The organism is Actinocorallia libanotica, from assembly GCF_039525175.1.
Lineage (GTDB): Bacteria > Actinomycetota > Actinomycetes > Streptosporangiales > Streptosporangiaceae > Actinocorallia > Actinocorallia libanotica.
The window spans coordinates 33,351-57,039 of the sequence record NZ_BAAAHH010000015.1; the positions used below are offsets into that span (position 1 = coordinate 33,351).

The following is a 23,689-nucleotide window of genomic DNA, read 5'->3' on the forward strand; positions in this document are numbered from 1 at the left end:
CACCGCACTCGACCGAATCCACCGCTTCATCCGGGTACGCACGGCCACAGGCTGGAGCAACGCCACCCTCGGCCGCGCGATACGCAGCAACGCGGGGGGCGCCGGCACGCTCGACGACAGCTGCCTGATCGCGTTCACCCGGCTAGCCGAGGCGGCAACGTTGCTGGCGCTGCCGATCGACGGGATCCTCGACATCCTGGAAACGCTGAATGTAGACGACCCCACCAGCGCCTACGCGACGACGTTCCTCGATCCCATCCGCGTCGGATCGGTCGACCCCCGGTTCCTGCCCGATGCGGTGCACGCCAACGAGAGCACCGAGGCGGCGACTCCCGGCACCGGCATCAAGCTCTCCTCGGTCCGCAAGTTCCTCGGGCTCGCGCTCGGGACCAGCCCCGCCGACTCCGATCTGCTCATCGGTGCCGCCGGGACGGACCCGGCTCTGACCGCCGCCAGCCTGAGTGTCGCCTATGGCCTGTCCCGGATCGCCTTCGCGCTAGGACTGTCGATCGGCGAGGTGACCGACCTCGCCGCGATCACCGGAGCCGACTCACGTGCCTCGGCGGCGGAGCTGGCTGCGTTCGCGCGAGCGGCAACGGCGATGCGCGGGTCGGCGCTGCCCATCGCCACCTGGCGTTACCTGCTGCGGCACGAGGCGTCCGACCTCGCCACCCGCGACCTGCCGGCCACGACGATCACCGCTTTGCTGGCCGACCTGCATGCCACCTACGGCGCCGCCAAGGCCTCCTACACGCTGGCCCCCTCGGCTGACGGCACCCCGACAGAGAACACCGCGGCTGTTCGTCCCTTCCTCGCGAAGCTTCCCGGCATCACCGCGACGACCCTCGCGCGGCTGCAGATCCTACTCACCGACGACTGGACCGACCCCACGCAGACTGAGTCGGCGTTCGTCGACGCGGCTCTCGCCGACCACGTCGATACAACCGCGATCAAGGCTGCGCTCGCCACGCGCGCGGCCGCAGCGCGCCCGCGGGTCGCGGAGGAGAACGCCGTGATCGCCGCAGTCGCCGCCGCGGTCAGCGAGTACCTGTACCGGGCCGCCCGAGAGGCCGCACTCGTCACGGCCGTGGCGACCGCTCTGGCAGTCGAAGAGGACCCCGCCAGTGCCCTGCTGACCACGGCACAACTCAAGGAACCGGTGGCGGCCGGCAACCCGACGCTGATGGAGGTGCTGCTGGACGACGCCTCCACGTCGGCCACCACCGACCTGCAGCAACGCGCGATCCAGCTCCTGCACGTTATCGCGGTGGCGATCGAGAAGCTCGAACAACCGACGCCGACTACCACCTGGCTGCTCGCCAATGCCACGGCCCTAGGGTGGCTGGAGCTGGACCATCTGCCCTACGCGGTCGGCCAGCCGGCCAGCGGCTTCGCGGCGTGGCAACAGATGCGGGGTTGGCTCGTCCTGCTTGCCGACTACCCGGACGTGGCGAACCCCGCTGACCCGAACGCGCCCTATACCGTGAACGGATTCTTCAACCTGGTGCTGGCGCAGTCAGCGACCACTGACCTGCTGGCCTACCTAGCGACTCTCACCGGCACCGACGCCGACCTGCTCATCGCGCTGGACGGTCACCTGTGCCTGTCCACACCGGACATCACGCGCTACCGCGATCCGCAGACGGTGACCGATCTGCTCAAGACCGTCACAATGCTGCGCACTCTGGGCTTGGACGTCCCGACCGCCGTCCAAGTCAGCAAGCCGGTGCTCGCGCTGCCCGACGCGCTGGCCATGCGTCTGGCACTGAAGTCCCGGTACGCCGACGCCGAGTGGCTGGGGGTGCTCAAGCAGATCCAAGACCCGCTGCGCGAGTCCAAGCGGGATGCGCTGGTCGCCTTCCTACTCGCCGACAATCCCGACCTCAGATCCATCGACGATCTCTACGACTATTTCCTCATCGACTCGCAGATGACCGCCTGCATGAGCACCTCACGCATCGCGCAGGCGCACGCGACCGTACAGCTGTTCGTCATGCGCTGCCTGATGGGACTGGAGCCGGCCAGCGCCGCCAGCGTCGGGCAGGACGACGGTTGGGCGCAGTGGGACTGGATGGCGAACTTCCGGGTCTGGGAGTCGAACCGCAAGATCTTCCTCTGGCCGGAGAACTGGATCTCTCCGGAACTACGCGACGACAAGTCTGAACTGTTCCTGGATCTGGAGAACACGCTGCAGCAGGACATGCTCACTGACGCCGCGGTCGAGCAGGCGACCGACGGCTACCTCGAGGCGCTCGACGACATCGCCCACGTTGAGGTCATGACGGCCTATTACGACACCAAGGCTCACGTCGAGCACGTCTTCGCGCGCACCCGCGGCGGCAGCCCGGCCGTGTACTACCACCGCCAGTTCGAACAGGAGCGCGCATGGACGCCATGGGAGAAGGTGCCGCTGGACATCACCGGCGAGCAGCTGCTCGCGTTCTCCCGGAACTCGCGGCTCACCCTCGCCTGGCCCGAATTCACCAAGGAGCCCAGGGACGACGAGGATCCGCCGGACGTCCCCGACCCGGACAGCCTGTCCGGCGGGCAGAGCACTCAGAAGCCCGACCAGCGCTGGAAAGTCCAGCTGGCGATGAGTGAGTTCACCGACGGTCGATGGCGAGAGAAGCGGGTCAGCGACACGGCGCTCTACACCGGCTGGTTCGCCCACCAGTCGCTACCCGACCAGACCGAGTTCACCATGCTCGTCTGGAGCCTTGGCGCGAACCAGGCCATCTCCTGCTTCGAAAACGGTTCCTTCCTCGGCTCGTTCGCCCTTACCGGCTGCAAGGGGCTGCCCGAGGCACACCAGGGCGGCAGCATGCCCAGCTGGCTGTTCCCTCGCTTCGCGCACACCGATCTGGACTCCGGGCGGTTCATGGAGCACGTCGCCGAGCAGGGCGGTGAGCTCGCCATCCAGCAGATGGCCGGGCAGACCCCCCAACGCATCTTCGACCGAACCCCTGCCGGACTGTTCGAGGTCACCTACCCGCTGCAGATGACGATCCTCGACTGGATCGTACTGTTCATCCAGCTCTGGGCGGCGCAGTACGCCAACCGCGGCACGCAGGACCGGCGGATGCCGTTGCCGCTGGGAACCCTGCTCCCGTACTTCTTCGGCGACTACGCGCGCGACTATGTGCTTGTCCCTGGCTTCTACCCGCACACCCGTCGGCACCCGGACCGGGAGCAAGGAGAGGACGCAGGGCTAGCCTACGACCTTGCCTACGCCAAGGCGCAACAGGAGATCGACGCGCGCAAGAAGACCGTGTCGAATACCCTGCGGCTGGTTGAGGACATCATCGCCCTGGTCACCAAGTACCTCGTGAAACACCAGACGGACCCGTCCGTCCCGCTGGCCGACCTGGTCAAGCAGGCCATGCAGGATCCCGATTACCTGGCCATCCTCGACGAACTGCGGGCATACTGGCGACTGCGCTACGGCCTGCAGGTGCGCAACTTCTACCACCCGCTCGCGTGCCTGTTCCGCCAGCGGCTGAACGGCGGGGGCATCCCCGCGCTGCTCGAGCGCTCCCTGCAGCTCACCGACACCGGCTTTGACTTCGCGGCGACCTACCAACCCAGTGCACTGGTGATCCAGCCGTATCCGCGGGAGAACGTCGACTTCGAACTCGGCGGCGCTTATTCCTCCTACAACTGGGAGCTGTTCTTCCATCTCCCGTTCGACATCGCGATGCGGCTCGGCCAGGACCAGCAGTTCGAGGAGGCGCAGAACTGGTTCCATTACATCTTCAACCCGGTCGGCGCCGGGAGCGCGCCCGCGCCGCGCCGGTTCTGGGTGACCAAGCCGTTCTACGAGAAGACGGCCACCAACTACCTCGCCGAGCGGATCGACATCGTGATGAACACGATTGCTGGCGATCCGTCCGCGTCGACGATCAGTGATCTAGCCTTCGCGGTGTCCCAGTGGCGGGAGAATCCGTTCAAGCCCGACGTCGTCGCTCGGTCGCGGCCGGTGGCGTACCAGATGGCGATCGTCCTTAACTACGTGAAGAACCTCGTCGACTGGGGCGACAACCTCTTCCGGCGCTTCACCCGCGAGTCGGTGAACCAGGCGACCCAGCTCTACGTCCTCGCCAGCACGTTGCTCGGCCCGAAGCCACGCATCGTCCCGCCGGCCGTGCCCATGCCCGACATGACCTACAACCAGCTCCGCGGCGAGATCGACATTTTCAGCAATGCGCTGCTCGACCTGGAGACCCTCGTGCCCGACCCGAACGTCCCGCCACACCAGGACGCCGAGCTGCCACCGCCCCCCACGACGCTGACCTCCCTGTACTTCTGCATCCCACCTAACGAGAAGCTGCTCGAGACCTGGGACCTGGTCGCCGACCGGCTCTTCAAGATCCGCAACTGCCAGAACATCGACGGGGTCGCAGCCTCGCTCTCACTGTTCTCACCACCGATCGACCCGGGAGCGCTCGTCCGGGCGGCCGCGGCCGGTTTGGACGTCTCCGCTTTCCTCGCTGGCTTGGGCGCGCCACTGCCGCACTACCGGTTCACCACCATGACCGCCAAAGCCACCGAACTCACCCAGCATGTCGCGGCCCTCGGGGCGGGGCTGCTGTCGGCGCTGGAGAAGAAGGACAGCGAGACGCTAGGCCGGTTGCGCGACCAGCAGGAGATCGCCGTGCTCAACGCGATGCGCGCCGTGAAGCTGGCGACGATCGAAGAGGCCCATGGCGCGATAGAGGCGCTCAACCGCGCCCAGGACGTCATCCAGGAGCGGATCGACTTCTTCTCCTCCCAGGATTACATGAACACCTGGGAGATCACCGCAGCCGGCCTCAACGCGGCGTCCCTGCAGGGTGAAGAAGCCGTAGCGCTGGGATACGCGCTCGCCGGAGGCCTGAAGCTGATCCCCACGTTCATGGCGGGCGGTGCCGGCTTCGGTGGGTCGCCGACAGTGACCGTCTCAACCGGCGGCGAGAGAATCGGCGGCGCGGCCGAGACTGCAGTAGCAGTCCTGTCGTCCCTGACCCGAACCGCGGACAAGTCGGCTGGAATGGCCGCGACGCAAGCCGGCTACCAGCGGCGCAGCGACGACTGGCAGTTCCAGCTGACGCTTGCCGAGCGCGACCTCACCCAGGTGCGACAGCAGATCGCCAACGGTCAGCTGCACCTCGACACGCTGGCCGAGGACCTGGCGACGCACGACCTGCAGACCAAGAACGCGCAGCAGCTGCAGAAGTTCATGCTCACCAAGTACACCAGGCAGGAGCTCTACACCTGGATCATCGGCCAGGCCAGCTCGGTCTACTACCAGGCGTACAAGCTGGCCTACGATACCGCCAAGAAGGCCGAGCGCTGCTACGGCTACGAGCTCGCTCGCGAAGACGATTTCATCTCCTTCGGCTACTGGAACAGCCAGAAGAAGGGGCTGATGGCCGCCGATGCGCTGCTTCACGACATCAAGCGGATGGAGCTGGCCTACCTGGACAACAACATCCGCGAATACGAGCTCACCAAGCACGTCTCGCTGGCCCAGCTCGACCCCGGTGCCCTGCTGCAACTGAAGTCCACCGGCAAGGTGACGGTCACGGTGCCCGAGGTCGCCTTCGACCTCGACCACCCAGACCACTATCTGCGCCGCATCAAGACCGTCTCCACCTCCCTGGTGTGCAACGCTGGCCCCTACACGACGGTGGGCATGACCCTGTCGCTAGTCGCAAACAAGTACCGCAAGTCCACCGCCCCGAAGCAGGGCGCCGTCACCGACAAGGACAGGTACGCGGAAGACCTCGGCAACGATTCGCGCTTCGCCTACAACATTGGAAGCATCTCCTCCATCGCCACGAGCACCGCGGCGTCCGACTCCGGGCTGTTCGAGTTGAGCTTCCACGACGAGCGGTACCTGCCGTTCGAAGGCGCCGGGGCGATCAGCACTTGGCAGATCGAGCTACCGACGGCTTACCCGCAGTTCGACCACGACACGATCAGTGACCTGATCCTGCACATCCGTTATACAGCTCGCCAGGGCGGCTCGACATTCCGGACCATGACCGAGAAGGCCCTTGGCGCGATCCTGAACGAAACCATGCTGACCGCTGGCCGCAAGGGCCTCTATGTGGCATTCAGCCTTCGCGACAGCTTCCCCAATGAATGGTGGCAGCTGTCGGAAACCGGTTCCACCACACTGACCATCGACGAGCAACACCTACCGTACCTCGTACGCTCGAAGGAACCGGCGCAGAAGCCTGTGCTCAAGTCACTGACATGGGCAGCGCAGGTAAAGGGTGCTCCGACCAGCTACCCGATCACCATCAGCGGCACAGCGGCGACACTCAACCGGGACTCAACAATGAAGTCGTTGTGCGTCGGCACGGCCGGCACGACGTCGTTCGGTACGCCATTGGCGATCAGTTGCAATGCTGCGAACCTGATCGACCTGTCCGTCCTCGTCAGCTACACGATCCCGTAGCAGCGCGGAATCTGGAAGATCCTGCAATCTCAAGCGCGTAAGACGACCTCTTCCTATTGTGTGCGGCTCTGCTTTACCTGATTCGGTCTGGGGGCAGTGGGCCTCTTTCATCCTCGACGAGAAGCGTTGGCCACGGCATGATCGCGAGTTGAGGAACGCGGTGAACAGGTCGCCGTGGCGTTCGTAGCGCACGGCCGGGCGGCGGTGGTTCAGCAGCCAGGAGATGGTGCGTTCGATCTTCCAGCGGTGTCGGCCCAACCGCTCTTTGGGCTCGATGCCCTTGCGGGTGATACGGGAGTCGATGCCCCGTTGCCGTAGCCATCTGCGCAGCTCAGCAGCCTCGTACGCTTTGTCGGCGCGGACCTTGTCCGAGCGGCGCCGACGTGGCTCGCGGCGGGAGCGAACGGGCGGGATGGCCTGGAGGAGCGGCTTGAACCCGTGGATGTCATGGACGTTCGCGCCGGTGGCGACGAAGGAATTGAGCTGGACGGTCCGGATCCCCGCGCGGTAGATGCGGTCGATCTCGTCGGCGGCCATGGGGTGTGCGCCGTCAGGTACAGGTAGCGCAGTCCCGCCATTTCCAGTGCCGAGTAGACGGCCCGGCCACCCGGGCAGATGTACCGGGCGCCGATGGCGTAGTCGGATGTGGCCTCGACACGGTCCGGATCGCGGTGCTGGGAGGTGACGTCGGTCCCTGCTTCGTGTCCGCCGGGTTCTTGAGGCCGGACCCGGTACCTTCAGCGGGGGAAGCAGGGTCGGAGCGGGGCGGGAAGCGGGGCGATGAGCGAGGACACCGGGCCGCGGACCGCCGCGTCGCGCCTGCTCGACGTGCTGGGCGCGTTCGGGATCGAGCACCCGGACCTGTCGCTCACCGAGATCGGGCTGCGCGCGCGGCTGCCGCTGCCGACGGCGCACCGGTTGGCCGCGGCCCTGGTGGAGTGGGGGGCGCTGGAGCGCGGCGAGGACGGAAGGTACCGGGTCGGGCTGCGGTTGTGGGAGGTCGCCGCGGCGTTCCCGCACGACATGGGACTGCGGGCGGCGGCCATCCCCTTCCTGGAGGACCTCTACGAGGCCACCCACGAGAACGTGCAGATGGCCGTGCGGGACGGCGGCGAGGCGGTGTTCACCGAGTGGATCGCCGGTCGGTCGGCCGTAGGGGTGCGGACGCGGGTCGGCGCGCGCTGGCCGCTGCACGCGACCGGGGTCGGGCTCGTGCTCCTCGCGCACGCGCCTTCGGCCGAGCAGGAGCGCTACCTCGACGGTCCGCTCGCCGCGTTCACCCCGTACACGATCACCGAACCGGGCGTCCTGCGCCGGATCCTGGCCGAGGTGCGGCGGACGGGCTGCGCCGTCAGCGACCGGCAGATCACCACCGACGCAGTGTCGGTGGCGGCCCCGGTGCGGGACGAGTCCGGGCAGGGGGGGGGGGGGGGGGGGGTGGGGGGGGGGGGCCGACACCGCGGCCGTCGCGGCACTGGTGCCCGCCGTCCGGCTGGCGGCGCTCGGCATCACCCGAAGGCTCTCCCAGCAGCGCTGACGGACGTCGGCATCCCGGACTTCCGCCACACGGAAGTCGCGTTGTGGTGCGGCTCACGGATTCCGGATGCTGGGTCGGCACCCGGGCGGCTCCCCCGCCCGCGCCCACCCGCGACCGGCCGGACGCCTCGGTGCACCGTCCGGCAGGAGAGATCATGACCCCTTTCGCCCGTGACCAGTGGTACGTCATCGCCTACGCGCACGAGGTCGGCCGGGAGCTGCTGGCCCGTACCGTCCTCGGCGAGCCGATCGTGCTCTACCGCACCGAGGACGGGCGGGCCGTTGCCCTGGCCGACCGGTGCGTCCACCGGCGCTATCCCCTGTCGGAGAGCTCGCTGGTCGGCGACACCGTCGTGTGCGGCTACCACGGCTTCACCTACGACACCAAGGGCGCCTGCGTCTCGGTGCCCGGCCAGACGCGCATCCCGCGCACCGCCCGAGTCGCCGCTTACCCGCTGGTCGAGATCGACGAGTTCGTGTGGGTGTGGATCGGTGACCCCGCGCTCGCCGACGAGACCGCCGTCCCGCGCGCCGAGCACCTGGCCGCGCCGGGCTGGGTGACGGTGAAGGGCATGGAGCCCATCGCGTGCGACTACGGCCTCCTGGTCGACAACCTCATGGACCTGTCCCACGAGACGTACCTGCACGGCGGTTACATCGGCACCCCTGAGGTGGCCGAGACACCGATCACCACGGAGGTCGACGCCGAGGCCGGTGTCGTGCGCGTCTCCCGGCACATGGAGGACGCCGAATGCCCGCCCTTCTACGCCCGCTCCACCGGCATCGAAGGGCGCATCCGCCGCCACCAGGACATCGAGTACTTCGCCCCCTGCCTGTATCTGCTGCACAGCCGCATCAGCCCCGTCGGCCGGGACGAACCGGTCTTCAGAACCGAGATCACCTACGCGATCACCCCGTCCGCTCCCGGGCACGTCTACGACTTCTGGGCCGTCTCCCGGGACTTCGCCACCGAGGACGAGGAGGTCACCGACTTCCTGGCGAAGTTCAACCACACCGTCGTCATGCAGGACGTGGACGCCCTGAACCTGCTCCAGCGCGCCCTGGACGCCGAGCCCGCCGACTACCAGGAGCTGAGCATCAACATCGACGCTGGCGGGCTCGCCGCCCGCCGCATGCTCGCGGGGCTGGCCGCCCGATGAGCGGAACCCGTGAGGTCGTGCGCATCGCCTGGACGCCCGGCGGGGACCGGCTGCTCGGGACCTGCCACTGCGGCGCGGAGCGTACGGGAGAGGACCCGGCCGAGATGTGGGACTGGCTGTTCGCCCATCCTTCCGGCCACCGGACGAAGGAGGAGCGATGACCGTCCGCACCGAAGAGGACGTCTACGAGCTCGTCGTCGCCGACAGGCGCGCCGAGTCGGACACCGTGGTGTCCCTGACGCTGCGCGATCCGGGCGGGGCCGTGCTCCCCGCATGGTCCCCCGGTGCCCACATCGACCTCCTGCTCGACACCGGGGCCGTCCGTCAGTACTCGCTGTGCGGGCCGCCCGACGACGGGACGGCGTGGCGCATCGCCGTGCTGCGCGAGCCCGGCGGCCGCGGAGGCTCCGCCCACATCCACACCGCCATGGCACCGGGGTCGAGGCTGCGCGTCCGCGGCCCGCGCAACCACTTCGTCCTCGAACCGGCCGAGCGCTACCTGTTCCTCGCCGGCGGCATCGGCATCACCCCGCTGCTCCCGATGATCCGCGAGGCCGCCGCGCGTGGAGCCGCCTGGCGGCTCCTGTACGGCGGCCGGAGCAGGTCCACGATGGCCCTCTTGGACGAGGTCGCGGCTCTGGCCTCCTACGACGGGCAGGTCGTCATCGCGCCGCAGGACGAGCAGGGGCCACTCGACCTCGCCGCGTTCCTCGGCCCTCCTGAACCCGGCACCCTCGTCTACTGCTGCGGCCCGGCCGGCCTGCTGGACGCCGCACGCGAAGCCTGCGCCGCCTGGCCCGAAGGCACCCTGCGCACCGAGAGCTTCACGCCCGTCGAAGCCGCGCAGGACGGCGACACCGCCTTCGAGGTGGAACTCGCCCGCTCCGGCCTCACCCTCCAAGTCCCCCCGGACCGCAGCATCCTCGTCACCGCCCTGGACGCCGGCGTTCCCGTCCTCTACTCCTGCACCGCGGGAACCTGCGGGACATGCGAGACCGACATCCTCTCCGGCGAGGCCGACCACCGCGACACCGTGCTCACCGCCGCCGAGCAGCAGGCGAACCAGACCATGATGATCTGCGTCTCCCGCTGTCGGGGCGACCGCCTCGTCCTCGACCTCTGACGCGGCGGCGCACGACCGAAGCAAGCACGTGAACGAAGGAGAGAGCATGCGAGACCCGTCGGCGTCCCCCGTCGTGCGGACCGGTTCCGGTACCGTCCGGGGCCGCAGCGGCGAAGGCGTCCACGTCTACCTGGGCGTGCCGTTCGCTGCCCCTCCCGTGGGCGCGCGCCGGTTCCAGGCGCCCGCGCCCGCGGAGGCGTGGGAGGGCGTCCGGGAGGCCGACGCGTTCGGTCCCCTCCCCCGCAGTCGGCCATGGGCCCTTCCGCGCCCTCCGCGGCCGAGCCCTCCTCCCGCCATGACCCGGCCGACTGCGGGCAAATCAGTCGCCATCAGCCGGGCCCGACTGGCCGATCTGGCGGCGTTCCTGCGCTGGCTGGACGGGCACACCCCTGGGCTGGCACTGCTGGCCGTGGCCGAGGGCACCGTCACCGGCTACCGCGAGAGCATCGCCACCGGAACCGCCCGCGCCGGTATCAAGAACCCCGGCAAGCCCTTGGCCGCGGTCGTGGTCGCCCTGCTCCTACTGTGCGCGCTGCGCATCGGAGAACTCGTCTCGCTCACCGCCGGACAGATACAGACCGACGCCGGGCACACCGACGAACGCGTCCCATCGAAATCGCCACGACGGTGACGGCCAGCCCGGCCAGGATCAGAGGGCGGGCGCCGATGCGGTCGTTCAGCCGCCCGGCGATCAGCAGCGACAGGGCGGTACCCGCCCCCTGCGGGGCCGGCATGAACCCAGTCTCGACGGTCGTCAGGCCGTGGACCTGCTGGTAGTACAGAGGCAGCAGGAGCATCGGCCCGAAGTTCGAGGCTCCTGGCAAGAACGTGAGGGTCGCCACCAGCACGTTGACGAAGAACAGCAAGCGCCGACATCCGCATCGTCTTGGCGCCGAACCGCCGTACCGACCAGCCCGTGAGCGGGATCGCCATTGCCAGCAGGTAGGCCGTCTACACCCGCTGCACCGTCGCGGGTAAGGCGTCGAACCGCCGCCCGAGGCCGTCGATGGCGACGCTGAGGATCGCGGTGTCGAGCAACGAGGCCAGTGCTCCCACCACCACGATGCCGGCGAGCTTGAGCAGCGCGGAATCCAGGCGTTCGGGACCGGCCGCCGGGGTCGCAGGCGGTTCGCTGCGCGACCGACCAGTCCTGGTTTTTCTTTCCATCGTCTACTTCGGTTCTTCGGGCAGGAGAGCCCTGGCGGCGGCCCAGGCCCGCGGGAGGCTGAATTCGGCGACGCCGCGGACCAGGTCGCGCAGGGTTTCGTCGGTGGCTCCGGCTGATCTGGCGAGCTCGGCGTGCAGGCGCAGGGATGGGCCGAGTGTCTGGTAGAAGACGTCCACGACCAGGCAGGCGAGGGCGCGTTCGCGGATGCTGAGGTGCGGGCGGGCCCAGCGCTGGGCCAGTTGGTCCTCGGTGAAGGCGGCCAGGCCGGGGTCGGCCCCTTCCAAGGTGTGGATGAGGCGGGCCAGGGGGCCGGTCAGCGGTTCAGGCTCGACCTGGTCGGTGTCCTGCGCAGCGGGCAGGCCGAGCTCGGCCAGGCGCTGGAAGGCGGGGACGACGATGGGGTAGCCGACGTAAGGGGCCAGGTGGCGGAAGAGTTCCCTGATGGCCTCGGGTTCGACCCCGTTGGCCAGGGCCATCTGCACGTGTATGGCCAGGGGAAGGTCGAGGTGGGGGTGGCAGAGATCGGCGGTGAGGCAGACGAAGGCCTTCTCGCGCGCCGTCAGGTGGGCCAGGCCCCACAGGTTGTGGCCTGCGCCGATGGCGAGCTGGGCGAAGACGGGATCGAGCTCAACCAGGGCCTCGGTTCCGGTGAGCCGGGGCATGGCGTTCTGGGCCATGTGATGGACGCCTTTCAGGACAGGCCCAGCGCGCGCAGGCGCAGGGCGTCGAGGGTGTACTGAGGCAGGACGCGGCCGAGGGTGCTCATCAGCCGGGACTTCCTGCCGACCGGGTAGCGGGAACGCGGCTTGCGAGCGGTCAGGGCGTGCAGGACGGCGCGGGCGACCACGTCGGGGCTGGAGCCGGAGCGTTCCTCTTTCAGACCGTTGGTGGTCATCGTCCGGTAGGCGGCGCCGTACAGCCTCCTGCCTTCGGGCCCGATGGCGGCCAAGCGCGGCTCGACCTCGCCTTCGAGCTTGTCCACGGCGGCGGTGCGGATGGAGCCCGGCTCGATGAGGACCGCGTGGACGCCCCAGGGCCTGACCTCCATGCGCAGTGCGTCGTTCAGGGAGCGGACGGCGTGTTTGGAGGAGCACAGCGGCCCGCCGAAGGGCAGGGTGATCCAGCTGCCCACCGAGCCGACCGTGACCACCCGGCCGCGCGAGGAGCGCAGCATCGGCAGCATGGCCTGGGTGAGCGCCACCTGGCCGAACACGTTGACCTCGTACTGCCGGCGCAGCGCGTCCAGGGAGACGAACTCCAGGGGGCCGGTGACGCCGATGCCCGCGTTGTTGACCAGGGCGTCCAGTCGATCGATCGTACCGGCCGCCTCCTCGATCTGGCCGGGGTCGGTGACGTCCAGCTTGATCGGCATGACCGACGGGCCGAGCGCCCGGCCGTCGGACTCCTTACGCACTCCGGCGTAGACGGTGAAGCCCTCTCCGGCCAGCAGCAGCGCCGTGGCACGGCCGATTCCGGTGGAGGCACCGGTGACGAGCACGGTCTTCGACATGGCTTGCTCCTTTCTGCCCGACCGCAGCTCGACCGGGCGAGATGGTGATCCGAAACGACCATGGAGCGGCGGTGCGCAGGTGACGCACATGCTCCTTCAGCGCTACCCGGCCGGTGACCGAGCCGCCTGCTGCGCGGCTTTGAGCTCCTGCTCCTCTGCTTTGAGCTCGCGGTTCTCCTTGACGAGGAAGTAGATCAACAGCCCGCTCATGACGAAGTGGCCGGCTGCGGTGTACAGGCCGGGGAAGTAACCGCCCTTGATGATCGGGAAGACGAAGTGGGAGATGCCGTTGAGCAGGCCCGCCCCCAGGGCGTACCACCACAGGAAGAAGTTGGCCGCGCGGATCCGGTAGAGCGCTCCCGCGCCGGCGAAGAAGTAGAGCGCGCCGAACCCGAAGACGAAGACGAGCAGGAACTCTCTCTCCGGCCAGTCCCGTGGCGAGTCGAACAGCTCGACGATCTCGTGGGGAAAGCCGCCGGTGTACTCCTCGGCCATGTGGATGAGCTGGAAGCCCACCGCGCACAGGTAGATGGCGATCACTTTCCTGGACTTCACCGGGCGGGCGTAGCTGAAGGTGAGCCAGCCGGCCATGGCCAGCACGCTGGCCACCGTGAGGATGACGGCGCCCTGGAGGGGAAGGGTGAGCAGCGCCCAGGAGGAAAAGGCGATGGCCAGGCCCGCCATCACGATCGCTGAATAGGGTTCGATTCGTTTGGTCATGGCCGGAACCCTAGGAAGACCGCGGCAACGGCCGCCTCCGTCAGGTGACTGATGTGCATACCGGTCACATCAGTCACCTGACAGAGGCGATGCGCAAAGGCCCCGGCCTAGCGTCGCCTCCATGAAGTCGATCAATGACCGGCCGGCATGACCCGCGTCCTGGCGGCCGCGTTCCTGGTGGTCCTGTCGCTGGCCGCGCCGGCCCGCGCACATGTCGTGGAGGCCGGAACAGACCTGCGGATCACGCAGACCTTCGCAGCGGGCGAGGTCACGTTCGCCATCGCCGGGGTCTCACAGGTCCCGGCACCGCTGCGAGTGAGTGCCCGAGCCTCGCGCCCCATGAGCCTGGAGCTTGAGCTGCGCTCCCTGACGGACGGGACCACGGCCACCGGTTCGGTGGCCACCGGCCGGGAGCCCGCCGCGTTGCCGGCGGTCCACGCCGGGCCGCACGAGCTGCGCGTCCAGGTCGGTGACGAGGTCTCGGTGATCCCGTTCCGGGTCCTGGTGCCCACCAGCGCCCTCTGGACGATGGTCATGGACGGCGCGTTCCTGGTGAGCGGGCTGCTGCTGGTGGGCGTCGTGCTCGCCAACGGCAGATCCCGGCTCGTCGTGGCCGGGGCGAGCGCGGCCGCGTCGGTCGCGATCGCCTTGATCCTGCTGTCGCCGTACCTGCCTCCGGCCAGGCCGGAGGGAGCCGCACCCGTCGCCGAACCTGGTCGGCCGTACGCGCAGGGCCGGTTCTCAACGCTGCCCGCCCGGCCTGCCACGGGCACCGAGTTCGCCTTGCTCCTGCACCTCGTGGACGGCGCGACCGGACGGCCGGTGGACGACCTCGCCGTCCACCACGAGGCCACCGTGCATCTGGTGGTCACCAGCCGGGACGGCGCGGTCTTTCGGCACGTGCACCCGCTGCGCACCGCGCCCGGTGTGCTGACGGTACGACTTCGCGTCCCGCGCCCGGGCCGCTACCTCGCCCACGCCGAGATCGAGCGGCAAGGGTCGGGCGGGCAGCTCCTGTCCGGCGCCTTCGAGGTCGCCGGCGAGCCCCGGCCTGACGCCCCTTCCCAGCAGGCCGCCGCGCCACGCCTCGTCCCGTCCGCCCCGACCGCCGGCAGCCCGGTGACCATCGAGATCGGCGCGGACGGGCCGATCCAGCCGTGGCTGGGCATGCCCGGCCACCTGATCGTCAGGAGCCGGGACGGTGGACACCTGGCGCACGCGCACGGCACGGCGGCCGGCGAATCCGTGCTGCGCTTCACGCTCACATTTCCGGAACGAGGCCGCTACCTGGCCTGGGCCCAATACGCACAAGAGGGCCGGCTCATGACCCGGCCCTTCACCATGGAGGTACAGCGATGAAGTACGCGGCCGTCTGTCTGCTCGTGGCGGGCATGTTGTTCCTCGTCACGTCGCGCTGGCTCGGCGGCGGTGCCGAGAGCGTGGAGGCGGCGGGCACGCGGTACGCCGTCACCGTGCTGCCGACAAATCCCGTCGAGGTGCGTGTGACCTCGGGCGAGGCCGCAGCGGTCACGCTGATGGCGGCCATGCCGAGCATGGGCCATGCGCTGCCGCCGGTCGGGACCATTCCGGCCGGTCCGGACCGCTTCGTCGCCGCCCAGGACGTGTTCGTCATGGACGGCGTGTGGGAACTGTCGATCGCTCTGTCCGGGGACCGGGGCGAGGAGACGATCACGGTCGTCATACCGGTCTCAGCCCACACCGGGCAGCCTGATCAGCTCGGCGCGCGAGGAGACGCCCAGTTTGGGGAAGGCCTTGTACAGATGGGAGGCGACCGTGCGCGGGCTCAGGAACAGCTGCGCGCCGATCTCGCGGTTGGACGCACCTGTGACGGCCAGCCGTACCACCTGGAGCTCCTGCGGTGTCAGCATGGCCAGCGGATCGTCGGCACGGGAGCGGTCCGGCAGGCTGACACCGGTGGCGCGCAGTTCGGCGGCCGCGCGGGCGGACCAGGGGGCCGCGCCGAGCTGTTCGAAGGCGTCCATGGCGGACTGGAGTTGAGCGCGCGCCTCGGCACGCCGCCTGTGGCGGCGCAGCCATTCCCCATAGACCAGGCGGGTGCGTGCCTCATCGAAGGGCTGCCTGGCCTCGGCGTGCAAGGCCAGCGCCCGTTCATGCAGTTCTCCTGCCGCGCTGTCCGGGGTCAGCAGCGCACGGACTCGATGGAGGACGGCGAGCATCGAAGGCCTGCCCGTGGCCTCAGCCCACTCCGTATAGCGGCTGAGCCGGTCCCCAGCGCGCTGCGGATCCCCTACCCGGACGGCGGCCTCGATGTAGTCCGGCCACGCATACCGCCACAGGAAAGAATGCTGTGTAGGGCCGGACATGGCCTGCTCCACCCGGTCGAGCACCGCTTCGTAGCGGCCCAGCCCGAAGTCGAGGATCACTCGCGCGTACTCCGCCCAGAAGGCCGCCGGCATCCATCGCCGGTGGTCGGCGTCGCGGATCGCCTGCTCCGCCAATGTCTCGCACTCCTCCTCCGCACCGGCGACCGCGGACAGCCAGGCGTGCACGCCCGCCGCGTAGCCGCGCCACATCGGCTGGCCGACGTCGGAGGCCAGTGCCAGTCCCGCGGTCACCGTGGCCCGCGCGGACTGGTGCCGGCCGTCGAGGAGCTGGGCGACGGCGAGGAGCGACATGGCTTGAGGCAGGCGTCCCAGCCGTCCCTCCGCCCGGCTCTCCTCGACGAGGGTCGTCGCTCCGTCGAGCATGGTCTTGACGTCGGCGCGGACGGTGGCCTGGAAAGCGAGGAGGAATCTCATATCGGGCGGCAGGCGCTCGAGCTCGCCCGGCTCGGGATAGGCGAGCGTGCTCACGTCGTCGCCCTTCAGGATCAGGGTGAAGGCGTTGACGACCGTGCGCACCAAGGCAGGCAGTCCTTCGCCGGCCGGGCATAGCTCCTCGGTACGGCGGGCCAGCGTGAGCTGGTCGGGGTGGTGGGCGCCGGCCCAGTTGTAGTAGCCCGCCATGCTGAGCAGCGTCAGCCTGACGGGCAGGTCGTCGGCCGCCTCGGCTCCCTCGTGCAGGAGCCTTACGCCTTGCAGCGGCCGGTCCGCCTCTATCTCCAGCTTCGCGCGCACGTAGGCGAGCTCGGCCAGGACGGATCCCCTCAGCGTCATCGCCTCGGCCTGATGCCGTGCCCTGTCCACCAGCTCGCCCGCACGCTGCCACAGGCCCGCCTCGGTGGCGGCTTCGGCTGCGGCGATCCACCGGCGTACGGCCTGGCCGGGATCGGCGGACAGCTCGGCCGCACGCGCGTAGGCCGCCGACACCGCCGTCTGCCCGCCACGCCGGCGCGCGCGCAGCGCGAGGCTCTCCAGTTCCCGGGCCACTTCCTCGTCGGGCTGCAGAGTGACGGCGGCCAGGTGCCAGGCTCGCCGGTCGTCGTCGGAAGCCTCGGCCAGCGCCTGGTGCGCGGCCATCCGGGCGCCGATGTCACAGGCCAGCAGCACCGCCGTGCGCACCAGCGGGTGGTGGAAGGCCACACCGCCCGGGCCCACCCGGACCAGGCCCGCACGCTCGGCTTCGGCGAAGTCGACCAGCGAGACGCCGAGCAGGCCTGCCGCACGAGCGAGGACGTCCAGCCCGTCGTGGTGATCGAGGGCCGCCAGCAGCAGACACGAGCGGGTGGCGGCGGGGAACGCCGTGATCCGGTCGCGGAAACCGGAAAGCACCCTGTCGGTCACCGGCTGCACCGATCCGAGGGAGAGGGAGTGCGGGGCGAGGGCGCCCTTGCGCTGTTCGGGGGTGAGCATGCGGGGCAGCTCGGTCAGCGCGAGGGGGTTGCCGCGGGCTTCGGTGACGATCTGATCGCGTACGGCGGGCGGCAGGTCCACCGCCCGCTCCGCGAGGACCTTCTGGGCGGCCTCGGCGTCCAGCTCGCGCAGCCGCAGTTCGGGCAGCCCCCTGGAGGGGAGGTCACCGTCCCGCACGGCGAACAGGACGGCGACGGGCTCGTCATGCAGGCGGCGTGCGGCGAACAGCAGCGCGTCGGCCGACTCGCCGTCCAGCCACTGCGCGTCGTCGACCAGGCACACCACCGGGCCCGCCGACGACAGCTCCACCAGCAGGCTGAGCGTCGCCAGCCCGACGAGGAACCGGTCACCCTGGATGGTGCCGCCCAGGCCGAGCGCACCACGCAACGCCTCCGCCTGCTGCGGCGGCAACGCCTCGACGTGCTCGAGGCCCGGCCGCAGCAGCAGATGCAGGGCGGCGAACGGCAGATCGGCCTCGGACTCCACACCGGCCACCCGCAGCACCCTCGCCCGCGCTCCAGCCGCGGCATATTCCAGGAGCGCCGATTTGCCGATGCCCGCCTCGCCGCGCACGATGAGAGTGCCGCACCGGCCTTCCAGCAGCTCGTCGATGACGGACTGCTCTTCCTGACGCCCGTACAGCATGGCACTCCAAGAAATGGTCGTTCGAAACGCGTCCAGACTAAAAGATCATGCTTTCCCATCACGCCGTTGCGGATGTCCTGCGGTAGAAGTCGATCTGGTCTGCGACCACGCGGTCTCGGAACGCGAGATCGGTATAGAAGGTGAAGTGCGTGCCGGGATAGACACGCATTTCACCTCGCGGCGCGCGGTCGGCCAGTACCCGGCTGGTCTCCGCCGGCGTTTCGCGGTCCTCGGCGGCGGCGCAGACCAGCAGCGGGCAGGTCAGCCGCGCCGCGGCCTCGGCGGGCCGGTAGCGCATCATCCGCAGCAGGCCTCTGGGCGCGACGCTGTTGCGCCACAGGGTCTCTCCTCCACCGCTCAGGGTCTGGATGTGCAGGTCGGCCTCGGGAGTCGCGGTCACGGCGAGCCGTCCCGGCCGTCCGACCATGGGGATGTAGTAGGGCCGCAGGCCCAGCTCGCCCCGGAACGCATCCCAGACGATCGCGCCCAGCAGCCGCAGCGTGTCACCGGTGGACCGCCCCTCCACCTTCTTCGGGAACCCGTTGAACGGGATCTGGGCCACCACGGCCGCGATCCGGGGATCGTCGGCGGCCACGGTGATGGCGTGCGCGCCGCCCAGCGAGTTGCCCCACAGCAGCACCCTGCCGGGGTCGACCCGCTCGTGCGCGCGGGCGAAGGCCACGGCGGCGCGGACATCGACGAGCTGGCCGTCGATGTCGGGAACCTGACGCGGCTCGCCGTCGCTCTCGCCGAAACTCCGGTAATCGAAGACCAGCGCCGCCAAGCCCTCGGCGGCGAAGCGCTCGGCGTAGTCGAACAGCCGGTCCATCGTCCCGCTGAAGCCGTGGCAGAGCACCACGCACGGCACCGGCCCGGGACCGCTCGGCAGGTAGAGGTAGCCGGCGCACCGGACGCCGGCGGCGGTGAAGGAGACCTCGGTTCGCATACAGATCATCCTCAGAGCAATAGACTGACTGCCGGTAAGGACTCTAGCGAAAAAACTGACCGCAGGTAAGTAAGATCCATGACATCCGAGCGAATCCTGGAGGCGGCGCGCGCCCTGTTCGCCGCCCGCGGCTACCGCGCCACCTCCATGCAGGCCATCGCCGACGAGGTGGGCATCACCAAGGCCGCCCTCTACTACCATTTCGACTCCAAGGACGAGATCCTCCACCGGCTCACCCTGCCGCTCCTGGACGAACTGGAAGCGACACTGGCCCAGGCCGAATCCTGCGGCACCACCGGGGAGGTGCGGTGGCGGGCGATCGAGGGCTACGTCGAGGTGCACCTGCGCCACCGCCACACGCTCACCATGCTGGTCAAGGACATGACGCTGCTGGTGCAAGCGCCGGTCGCCGACCGCTTCCGCGCCGCGATCGCCCTGGCCAACGAGCTGGTCGCAGGACCCGGCGCCGGAATCGAGCAGCGAGTGCGCGCCTCCCAGGTCGTCGCCGGCCTGGCCGACCCGGTGGTGCTGTTCCGCGACGCACCGGCCGACCGGCTGCGAGACCTGATCCTGGACGGCGCCAAGGCACTGCTCGGCGAACCGGCCGCGCCTCGGACACGCGGGCGCGCCCGAGGACGCAACGGCGGACGACGCGCCATCCTCACCGAGGAACAAGTCGCACAGGCACGCTCCCTGTACGCCGAAGGCCACGGTGCCGAGGAGATAGCCGCCCGTTTCCGGGTCTCCAGAGCGACGATCTATCGCCATCTCAAAATCTCAAGATAGTGAGACTTGATTGTGAGACCGAACGAGCGCGGAAGGGTGAGCAGGACCCGGGCATAGAAGGCGGCCAGGACCGCCATGACCCGCATGGCAAGGAGTGCGTCGGGGTGATGCGAGCTCAGGCGGCGTTCAGGAATCCGGCGATGACGGGGTTGGCCTCCGCCGGGCAGTCCTCGTGGACGTTGTGCCCGCATCCGGGCAGCACCCGGGAAGTGGCCCCGGGGATCCGCTCTGCCATCGCGGCCGCCTGCCACGGCTCGTCGAACCGGTCCTCGCCACCCCACAGCACCAAGGTCGGCGCGGTCACCTTGCCCATGAGGCGCTGCGTGAGGGAGTAGTCGAGGTTGCGTTGCGAGGTCCAGAGAGCCTCGCGGTTGGCCGGCCGGCTCATCGGCGCCCAGTCCTCATCGACGACCTCGTCGGTGACCCGCTCGGGATTCGCGAACGCCTTGCGCAGGGTGCGGGCGGCGTCGCTCTTTCGCATCAGCTTGCCCATCGACTCGCCGACCACGGGGAGCTCCAACGGCCGCCAATCCCAACTGGAGGGCACGTCCAGGCCGGTGGAGCCCATCAGCACCAGCCGGTCGACGCGTTCAGGGCGGCGCTCGGCGAAGTACAGCGACCAGCTGCCGCCCCAGGAGTGCCCGACCACGGAGGCGGTGCGCAGGCCGACGGCGTCCATGAACACTCCCAGGGCGTCGGCCATGGCGTCCAGGTCGTAGGAGAAGCCGTCCTTCTTGAGGGTGGTGTAGCCCTGGCCGGGCAGGTCGACCGCGTAGACGGTGCGGTCGGCGGCCAGTGCGGGGACGGTGTCCCGATAGGAGTACAGCCACTGCCCGCCGCCGGCGACCAGCACCACCGGCGCGCCGCGGCCGGTCTTCGTGTAGTGGAAGCGGGCCAGGCCGGTGTCCGCGTAGCGGGATTCGATCCGCGCCAGGTAGGGCGAGGCGAAACCGGACGCCGACGGCTGCCACACGTAGGCGACGCCCAGCGCCGAGACCATCAGCACGGCGAGCAGCCCGGCCAGGGCCGCCAGGGTGCGTCGCAGCCACCGGCGCTTGGGCCGTGGACCGGCGCCGGGCGCGGGTGCGGTGGTGTTCGCCAACTCCATCAACTCCTACGATCGTAGAAACTTATCCACCATTAGTAGGTTCAGCTTCTACGGATGTCAAACCCTGGGGCATACTGAAGGCATGACCACCGCGAAAGTGACGGATACGGGAGGCCGGGCCGACACCCGTACGCTGCTGCTGGACACCGCTATCGCGGTGATCGCCGAGCATGGGCTGCGGGGCCTGACCCACCGTGCGCTTCAGGAGGCCGCCGGCCTCAAGCACGGCTCGGTGACGTACTACTTCAAGACCTGGGATCTGCTGATCCTGGCGGTGGTCGACCGCATGGTCGAGATAGAGAAGGACCGGTCCGGTCCGGTGGTCCACGACCTGGTGCGCTCCCTGGCCGTCCGGTCCCAGGGGCAGGAGGCAGAGCCGGACTACGACCGCATCGCCGCCCTGCTGCAGCAGTGGTGGACCGCGAGCCGGGACCTGCTGCTCGCCCGCTTCGAACTCGACCTGGCGGGCGCCAGGCAGCCCGCGGTGAGGGAGGCGATGGCACGGTGCGGCGCGGAGTTCCGGCGGGCCGCCGAACTCGTGGCGCTGGCCGCCGGATCTCCCGACCCCGAACTCGACGCCCAGGTCCTGGTCAAGCTCATCGACGGCCTGATGCTCGACTTCATCATCCGTCCGCCCCAGGACCTGCGCCACCTCTCACTCGGCCTCCGGCACGCGGTAGAGGCCATCCGCCACGACCACGCCCCTTAACCCGGCCACCGGCGTGCGGGTGCTCGCCGCTCGGAGTCGCCGCCGCCCAGAACCGGCTCCCGCGATGGAGGCGGCCTCGATCACACCCTGCGGTAGATGATCGGCTGCGCGGCAACGCCGTTGGCCTTGAAGTTGGCCAGCACGAAACTGCGGAAGGTGGGCCTGAGGATCAGGCCGGGCAGAAAGGTGCGCAGGTTCGGCCAGCTCGCGTGGTTGATGATCCCGTAGTCGGCGGGCTCACCGTCCAGAGGCTGCATCAATGCGGAGTCGCGCAGCGCGGTCTTGGCCTGGAACCACCCAGCGGTGTACTCCCAGACCTTCAGCAGAGTCTCACGATCGTCGGCGTAGAAGTAGTTGAACAGGAAGGCGTGGTCCTGGCCGTGGTCCACGTCGCCGAGCCGGGCGGCGTTGCTCGCTACGACCTCGTGAGTGCGGCGGGCGGAGGCGCCGAGCCTCTCGGCGAGTTCCTTGTAGGCGGCGCTCTCGCGAGTCTGCAGGGCGGCGTCCACGCCGGCGGTTCGGATCAGCACGACGACGTCGTAGCGTGCGGGGTGGATGCCCCTGGCGGCCAGTATCTCCTCGCCTTCGCCGGGCGGGCGCAGGACGGCGCGGAACACGTTCGCCTCGCGCGCCTCGATATGCGCGGCCAGCGCCTTGAGGTGGGCGGTCAGCTGCGCGGGAGCGTTGGCGAAGGGACCCCGCCAGGCGCCGACCTCGCCTGCCAGCATGACGAAGCCGTCGTCGGTAGGGGGAACTTGGCGGGCCTTGACCGCCCGGTGGTCATTGATCACATTCATGGCGAAGACGCTAGCGAAGAGCCCTGGCGCAGCGCCTCCGTCAGTTGACTGAGCCGATGGACGCGAGCCTCAGTCACTGGTTGACCGCCGGGCGGGCATTTCCGCACTCGAGCCCCGCGGCGGATGTTCTTCGTCCTGGACGGGCGGCTGCAGGTCCTGGCGGGCGAGGAGGTGGTGACCTTCAACCACCGGGTCGGCGTCGAGGGGCACGCCTCACTCACCGGAGCCCCGGACAACCGGGCGCTGCTCGACCAGCGGGCCGCCCTGCGCCGGGGGCTCGTCGCGCACACGCCGGCACCGCCCTACGAACGGACGCACACGACCCGCGTCTTCGACGCCCCCGGCGGCATCGCCCCCTATCCGGAAGAGGCCTCACGCCGCCTCTGGGCCGGCCGCCCCATCCCCGTCCTCGACCTGGCGGAGGTCCCTTGACCTTGGAGTTAGGCACACCTAAGTTATAGGGGGTAACTTTTGGAGGACGGCTGAGGCTGATGGGTCCTGACGACGGGGCGGCGCCGGAACCGCCGGTGCGCCGCAGGGGCAGGGCGCGGGTCGTGACGGTCAAGGAGATCGTGCGCGTGGGTCGCGCCCTGGGCATGCGACGGCTGAGCGTGAAGGCCGTGGCGCAGGAGCTCGGCGTCTCCGGGGCGGCGGTGTACCGGCACATCGAAGGCCGGTGGGAGCTGGAGCGGCTGGTCGGGGAGAGCATGCTCGCCGAGCTGGAGCTGCCCGACGACCCCGAGGAGGACACCGGGCGGCATCTGCTGTCGTTCGCGCTGCGGCTGCGGGAGTTCACGCTGGAGCGTCCCGGCCTGGCGTCCTACATGCAGGTGCTGTTCCCCCGCGGCGAGGACGGCATGAGGCTGCTCCACGCGGAGGTCGAAGCGCTGCGCCGCCGGGGGTACGCGCCGAACGCCGCGGTCGTGCTCAGCAGCGCGACGGCCTCACTGGCGATCAGCCTGGCGGCGTCCGAGGAGAGCGACGCCGAGGCCAGGCGGGGTGAGGGCTTCGCGCGGGAGCGGCGCTCCTCCGCCGAGCGGGTGCTCGCCGACGAGCGGCTGGGCCCCGCCCACGCGGGTCTGCCGGAGGTGTCGACGCCGGATTTCGTGCGGCTGCTGCTCTCGGCGTCGATCCGGGGCCTGGTGTCGGCGGCGCCGCCCGGCCTGCCGGTGCACCGGATCGTGGCGGACCTGTCCAGCTGGGAGAGGACGCCATGACTGGAAAGAGATCAATGTCCATCGGTTTCAGCGCGGGACACCGCGAGAC

At 69.5% G+C, this 23,689-nt stretch carries 21 protein-coding genes and 1 pseudogene; 11 read left to right on the plus strand and 11 right to left on the minus strand.

From position 1 onward, the window contains the following. Positions 1-1,753 precede the first annotated feature (1,753 nt). Positions 1,754-5,980: pseudogene (locus ABD140_RS40150) on the plus strand (Tc toxin subunit A-related protein); the annotation flags it as partial. A 336-nt stretch (positions 5,981-6,316) separates the two neighbouring features. Here ABD140_RS40150 and ABD140_RS40155 read toward each other — a convergent pair. Further along, the gene (locus ABD140_RS40155) at positions 6,317-6,979 is read right to left on the minus strand and encodes a transposase (RefSeq protein ID WP_425544131.1); all 663 of its coding nucleotides are present in this window, start codon (positions 6,977-6,979) and stop codon (positions 6,317-6,319) included. A gap of 243 nt (positions 6,980-7,222) precedes the next feature. Between ABD140_RS40155 and ABD140_RS18990 the strand changes: the two genes are divergently transcribed. The 5 genes from ABD140_RS18990 to ABD140_RS19010 are packed head-to-tail and all read left to right on the plus strand — an operon-like array spanning position 7,223 to position 10,892. Then, positions 7,223-8,137, plus strand: coding sequence for an IclR family transcriptional regulator (locus ABD140_RS18990; RefSeq protein WP_344242208.1), 915 nt, complete (start codon positions 7,223-7,225; stop codon positions 8,135-8,137). Continuing rightward, complete coding sequence (locus tag ABD140_RS18995) at positions 8,134-9,138, plus strand: aromatic ring-hydroxylating dioxygenase subunit alpha (protein ID WP_344242209.1); 1,005 nt, start codon at positions 8,134-8,136, stop codon at positions 9,136-9,138. The genes ABD140_RS18990 and ABD140_RS18995 overlap by 4 nt, the downstream gene beginning before the upstream one ends. Beyond that, the gene (locus ABD140_RS19000) at positions 9,135-9,299 is read left to right on the plus strand and encodes a hypothetical protein (protein WP_344242210.1); all 165 of its coding nucleotides are present in this window, start codon (positions 9,135-9,137) and stop codon (positions 9,297-9,299) included. Before ABD140_RS18995 ends, ABD140_RS19000 begins: the two co-directional genes overlap by 4 nt. Further along, complete coding sequence (locus ABD140_RS19005) at positions 9,296-10,261, plus strand: PDR/VanB family oxidoreductase (protein WP_344242211.1); 966 nt, start codon at positions 9,296-9,298, stop codon at positions 10,259-10,261. The genes ABD140_RS19000 and ABD140_RS19005 overlap by 4 nt, the downstream gene beginning before the upstream one ends. Before the next feature lie 46 nt (positions 10,262-10,307). Next, positions 10,308-10,892 carry a carboxylesterase family protein gene (locus ABD140_RS19010; protein ID WP_344242212.1) on the plus strand — a complete coding sequence of 195 codons (585 nt, stop codon included), beginning with the start codon at positions 10,308-10,310 and terminating at the stop codon, positions 10,890-10,892. On the opposite strand, the gene ABD140_RS40160 is transcribed toward ABD140_RS19010, so the two are convergent. From ABD140_RS40160 to ABD140_RS19030, 5 genes are all read right to left on the minus strand, one after another. Then, complete coding sequence (locus ABD140_RS40160) at positions 10,819-11,109, minus strand: MFS transporter (protein ID WP_425544132.1); 291 nt, start codon at positions 11,107-11,109, stop codon at positions 10,819-10,821. The two genes, ABD140_RS19010 and ABD140_RS40160, sit on opposite strands and share 74 nt — an antisense overlap. A 103-nt stretch (positions 11,110-11,212) precedes the next feature. Further along, complete coding sequence (locus ABD140_RS19015; RefSeq protein ID WP_344242213.1) at positions 11,213-11,428, minus strand: hypothetical protein; 216 nt, start codon at positions 11,426-11,428, stop codon at positions 11,213-11,215. 3 nt (positions 11,429-11,431) lie between these two features. Further along, on the minus strand, positions 11,432-12,106 hold the full coding sequence (locus tag ABD140_RS19020) for a carboxymuconolactone decarboxylase family protein (protein WP_344242214.1): 675 nt from the start codon (positions 12,104-12,106) through the stop codon (positions 11,432-11,434). A gap of 14 nt (positions 12,107-12,120) precedes the next feature. Then, a complete protein-coding gene (locus tag ABD140_RS19025) occupies positions 12,121-12,939 on the minus strand; it encodes an SDR family oxidoreductase (RefSeq protein ID WP_344242215.1) in 819 nt (272 codons plus the stop codon). A gap of 102 nt (positions 12,940-13,041) precedes the next feature. Further along, positions 13,042-13,659 (minus strand): HXXEE domain-containing protein, encoded by a 618-nt coding sequence (locus ABD140_RS19030; RefSeq protein WP_344242216.1) that lies wholly within the window; start codon positions 13,657-13,659, stop codon positions 13,042-13,044. Positions 13,660-13,806: 147 nt separating this feature from the next. Between ABD140_RS19030 and ABD140_RS19035 the strand changes: the two genes are divergently transcribed. Then, on the plus strand, positions 13,807-15,018 hold the full coding sequence (locus ABD140_RS19035) for a hypothetical protein (protein ID WP_344242217.1): 1,212 nt from the start codon (positions 13,807-13,809) through the stop codon (positions 15,016-15,018). Here the strand turns inward: ABD140_RS19035 and ABD140_RS19040 are convergent. From ABD140_RS19040 to ABD140_RS19050, 3 genes are read right to left on the minus strand one after another with little or no spacing between them, the layout of a single operon-like run. Continuing rightward, a complete protein-coding gene (locus ABD140_RS19040; RefSeq protein ID WP_344242218.1) occupies positions 14,996-15,361 on the minus strand; it encodes a hypothetical protein in 366 nt (121 codons plus the stop codon). The genes ABD140_RS19035 and ABD140_RS19040 overlap by 23 nt on opposite strands. 7 nt (positions 15,362-15,368) lie before the next feature. After that, entirely contained in the window at positions 15,369-18,077 is a 2,709-nt protein-coding gene (locus ABD140_RS19045; RefSeq protein ID WP_344242219.1) for a LuxR C-terminal-related transcriptional regulator, read from the minus strand. 58 nt (positions 18,078-18,135) lie between these two features. Then, positions 18,136-19,023 carry an alpha/beta hydrolase gene (locus ABD140_RS19050; RefSeq protein WP_344242220.1) on the minus strand — a complete coding sequence of 296 codons (888 nt, stop codon included), beginning with the start codon at positions 19,021-19,023 and terminating at the stop codon, positions 18,136-18,138. Between the two features lie 78 nt (positions 19,024-19,101). On the opposite strand from ABD140_RS19050, the gene ABD140_RS19055 reads away from it, so the two are divergent. After that, complete coding sequence (locus ABD140_RS19055; RefSeq protein WP_344242221.1) at positions 19,102-19,809, plus strand: TetR family transcriptional regulator; 708 nt, start codon at positions 19,102-19,104, stop codon at positions 19,807-19,809. Positions 19,810-19,924: 115 nt separating this feature from the next. Here ABD140_RS19055 and ABD140_RS19060 read toward each other — a convergent pair whose 3' ends face one another. After that, positions 19,925-20,917 (minus strand): alpha/beta fold hydrolase, encoded by a 993-nt coding sequence (locus ABD140_RS19060; protein ID WP_344242222.1) that lies wholly within the window; start codon positions 20,915-20,917, stop codon positions 19,925-19,927. A gap of 82 nt (positions 20,918-20,999) precedes the next feature. Here ABD140_RS19060 and ABD140_RS19065 point away from each other — a divergent pair, with 82 nt between their 5' ends. Next, on the plus strand, positions 21,000-21,626 hold the full coding sequence (locus ABD140_RS19065) for a TetR/AcrR family transcriptional regulator (RefSeq protein ID WP_344242223.1): 627 nt from the start codon (positions 21,000-21,002) through the stop codon (positions 21,624-21,626). Between the two features lie 80 nt (positions 21,627-21,706). Here ABD140_RS19065 and ABD140_RS19070 read toward each other — a convergent pair whose 3' ends face one another. Next, positions 21,707-22,423 carry a hypothetical protein gene (locus ABD140_RS19070; RefSeq protein WP_344242224.1) on the minus strand — a complete coding sequence of 239 codons (717 nt, stop codon included), beginning with the start codon at positions 22,421-22,423 and terminating at the stop codon, positions 21,707-21,709. Between the two features lie 123 nt (positions 22,424-22,546). On the opposite strand from ABD140_RS19070, the gene ABD140_RS19075 reads away from it, so the two are divergent. Both ABD140_RS19075 and ABD140_RS19080 read left to right on the plus strand, forming a co-directional pair. After that, entirely contained in the window at positions 22,547-22,855 is a 309-nt protein-coding gene (locus ABD140_RS19075; protein WP_344242225.1) for a hypothetical protein, read from the plus strand. A gap of 59 nt (positions 22,856-22,914) precedes the next feature. Next, complete coding sequence (locus ABD140_RS19080) at positions 22,915-23,640, plus strand: TetR/AcrR family transcriptional regulator (RefSeq protein WP_344242226.1); 726 nt, start codon at positions 22,915-22,917, stop codon at positions 23,638-23,640. Positions 23,641-23,689 lie beyond the last annotated feature (49 nt).

Coding starts and splice junctions, on each gene's coding strand:
- ABD140_RS19035 (WP_344242217.1), top strand. CDS start 13,807: ATGACCCGCGTCCTGGCGGCCGCGTTCCTGGTGGTCCTGTCGCTGGCC.
- ABD140_RS19080 (WP_344242226.1), top strand. CDS start 22,915: ATGGGTCCTGACGACGGGGCGGCGCCGGAACCGCCGGTGCGCCGCAGG.
- ABD140_RS19050 (WP_344242220.1), bottom strand. CDS start 19,023: ATGCGAACCGAGGTCTCCTTCACCGCCGCCGGCGTCCGGTGCGCCGGC.
- ABD140_RS19045 (WP_344242219.1), bottom strand. CDS start 18,077: ATGCTGTACGGGCGTCAGGAAGAGCAGTCCGTCATCGACGAGCTGCTG.
- ABD140_RS19025 (WP_344242215.1), bottom strand. CDS start 12,939: ATGTCGAAGACCGTGCTCGTCACCGGTGCCTCCACCGGAATCGGCCGT.
- ABD140_RS19020 (WP_344242214.1), bottom strand. CDS start 12,106: ATGGCCCAGAACGCCATGCCCCGGCTCACCGGAACCGAGGCCCTGGTT.
- ABD140_RS19005 (WP_344242211.1), top strand. CDS start 9,296: ATGACCGTCCGCACCGAAGAGGACGTCTACGAGCTCGTCGTCGCCGAC.
- ABD140_RS18995 (WP_344242209.1), top strand. CDS start 8,134: ATGACCCCTTTCGCCCGTGACCAGTGGTACGTCATCGCCTACGCGCAC.
- ABD140_RS19055 (WP_344242221.1), top strand. CDS start 19,102: ATGACATCCGAGCGAATCCTGGAGGCGGCGCGCGCCCTGTTCGCCGCC.
- ABD140_RS19070 (WP_344242224.1), bottom strand. CDS start 22,423: ATGAATGTGATCAATGACCACCGGGCGGTCAAGGCCCGCCAAGTTCCC.
- ABD140_RS18990 (WP_344242208.1), top strand. CDS start 7,223: ATGAGCGAGGACACCGGGCCGCGGACCGCCGCGTCGCGCCTGCTCGAC.
- ABD140_RS19000 (WP_344242210.1), top strand. CDS start 9,135: ATGAGCGGAACCCGTGAGGTCGTGCGCATCGCCTGGACGCCCGGCGGG.
- ABD140_RS40155 (WP_425544131.1), bottom strand. CDS start 6,979: ATGGCCGCCGACGAGATCGACCGCATCTACCGCGCGGGGATCCGGACC.
- ABD140_RS19075 (WP_344242225.1), top strand. CDS start 22,547: ATGTTCTTCGTCCTGGACGGGCGGCTGCAGGTCCTGGCGGGCGAGGAG.
- ABD140_RS19065 (WP_344242223.1), top strand. CDS start 21,000: ATGACCACCGCGAAAGTGACGGATACGGGAGGCCGGGCCGACACCCGT.
- ABD140_RS19060 (WP_344242222.1), bottom strand. CDS start 20,917: ATGGAGTTGGCGAACACCACCGCACCCGCGCCCGGCGCCGGTCCACGG.
- ABD140_RS19040 (WP_344242218.1), bottom strand. CDS start 15,361: ATGACGACCGTGATCGTCTCCTCGCCCCGGTCCCCGGACAGAGCGATC.
- ABD140_RS19010 (WP_344242212.1), top strand. CDS start 10,308: ATGCGAGACCCGTCGGCGTCCCCCGTCGTGCGGACCGGTTCCGGTACC.
- ABD140_RS19015 (WP_344242213.1), bottom strand. CDS start 11,428: ATGGAAAGAAAAACCAGGACTGGTCGGTCGCGCAGCGAACCGCCTGCG.
- ABD140_RS19030 (WP_344242216.1), bottom strand. CDS start 13,659: ATGACCAAACGAATCGAACCCTATTCAGCGATCGTGATGGCGGGCCTG.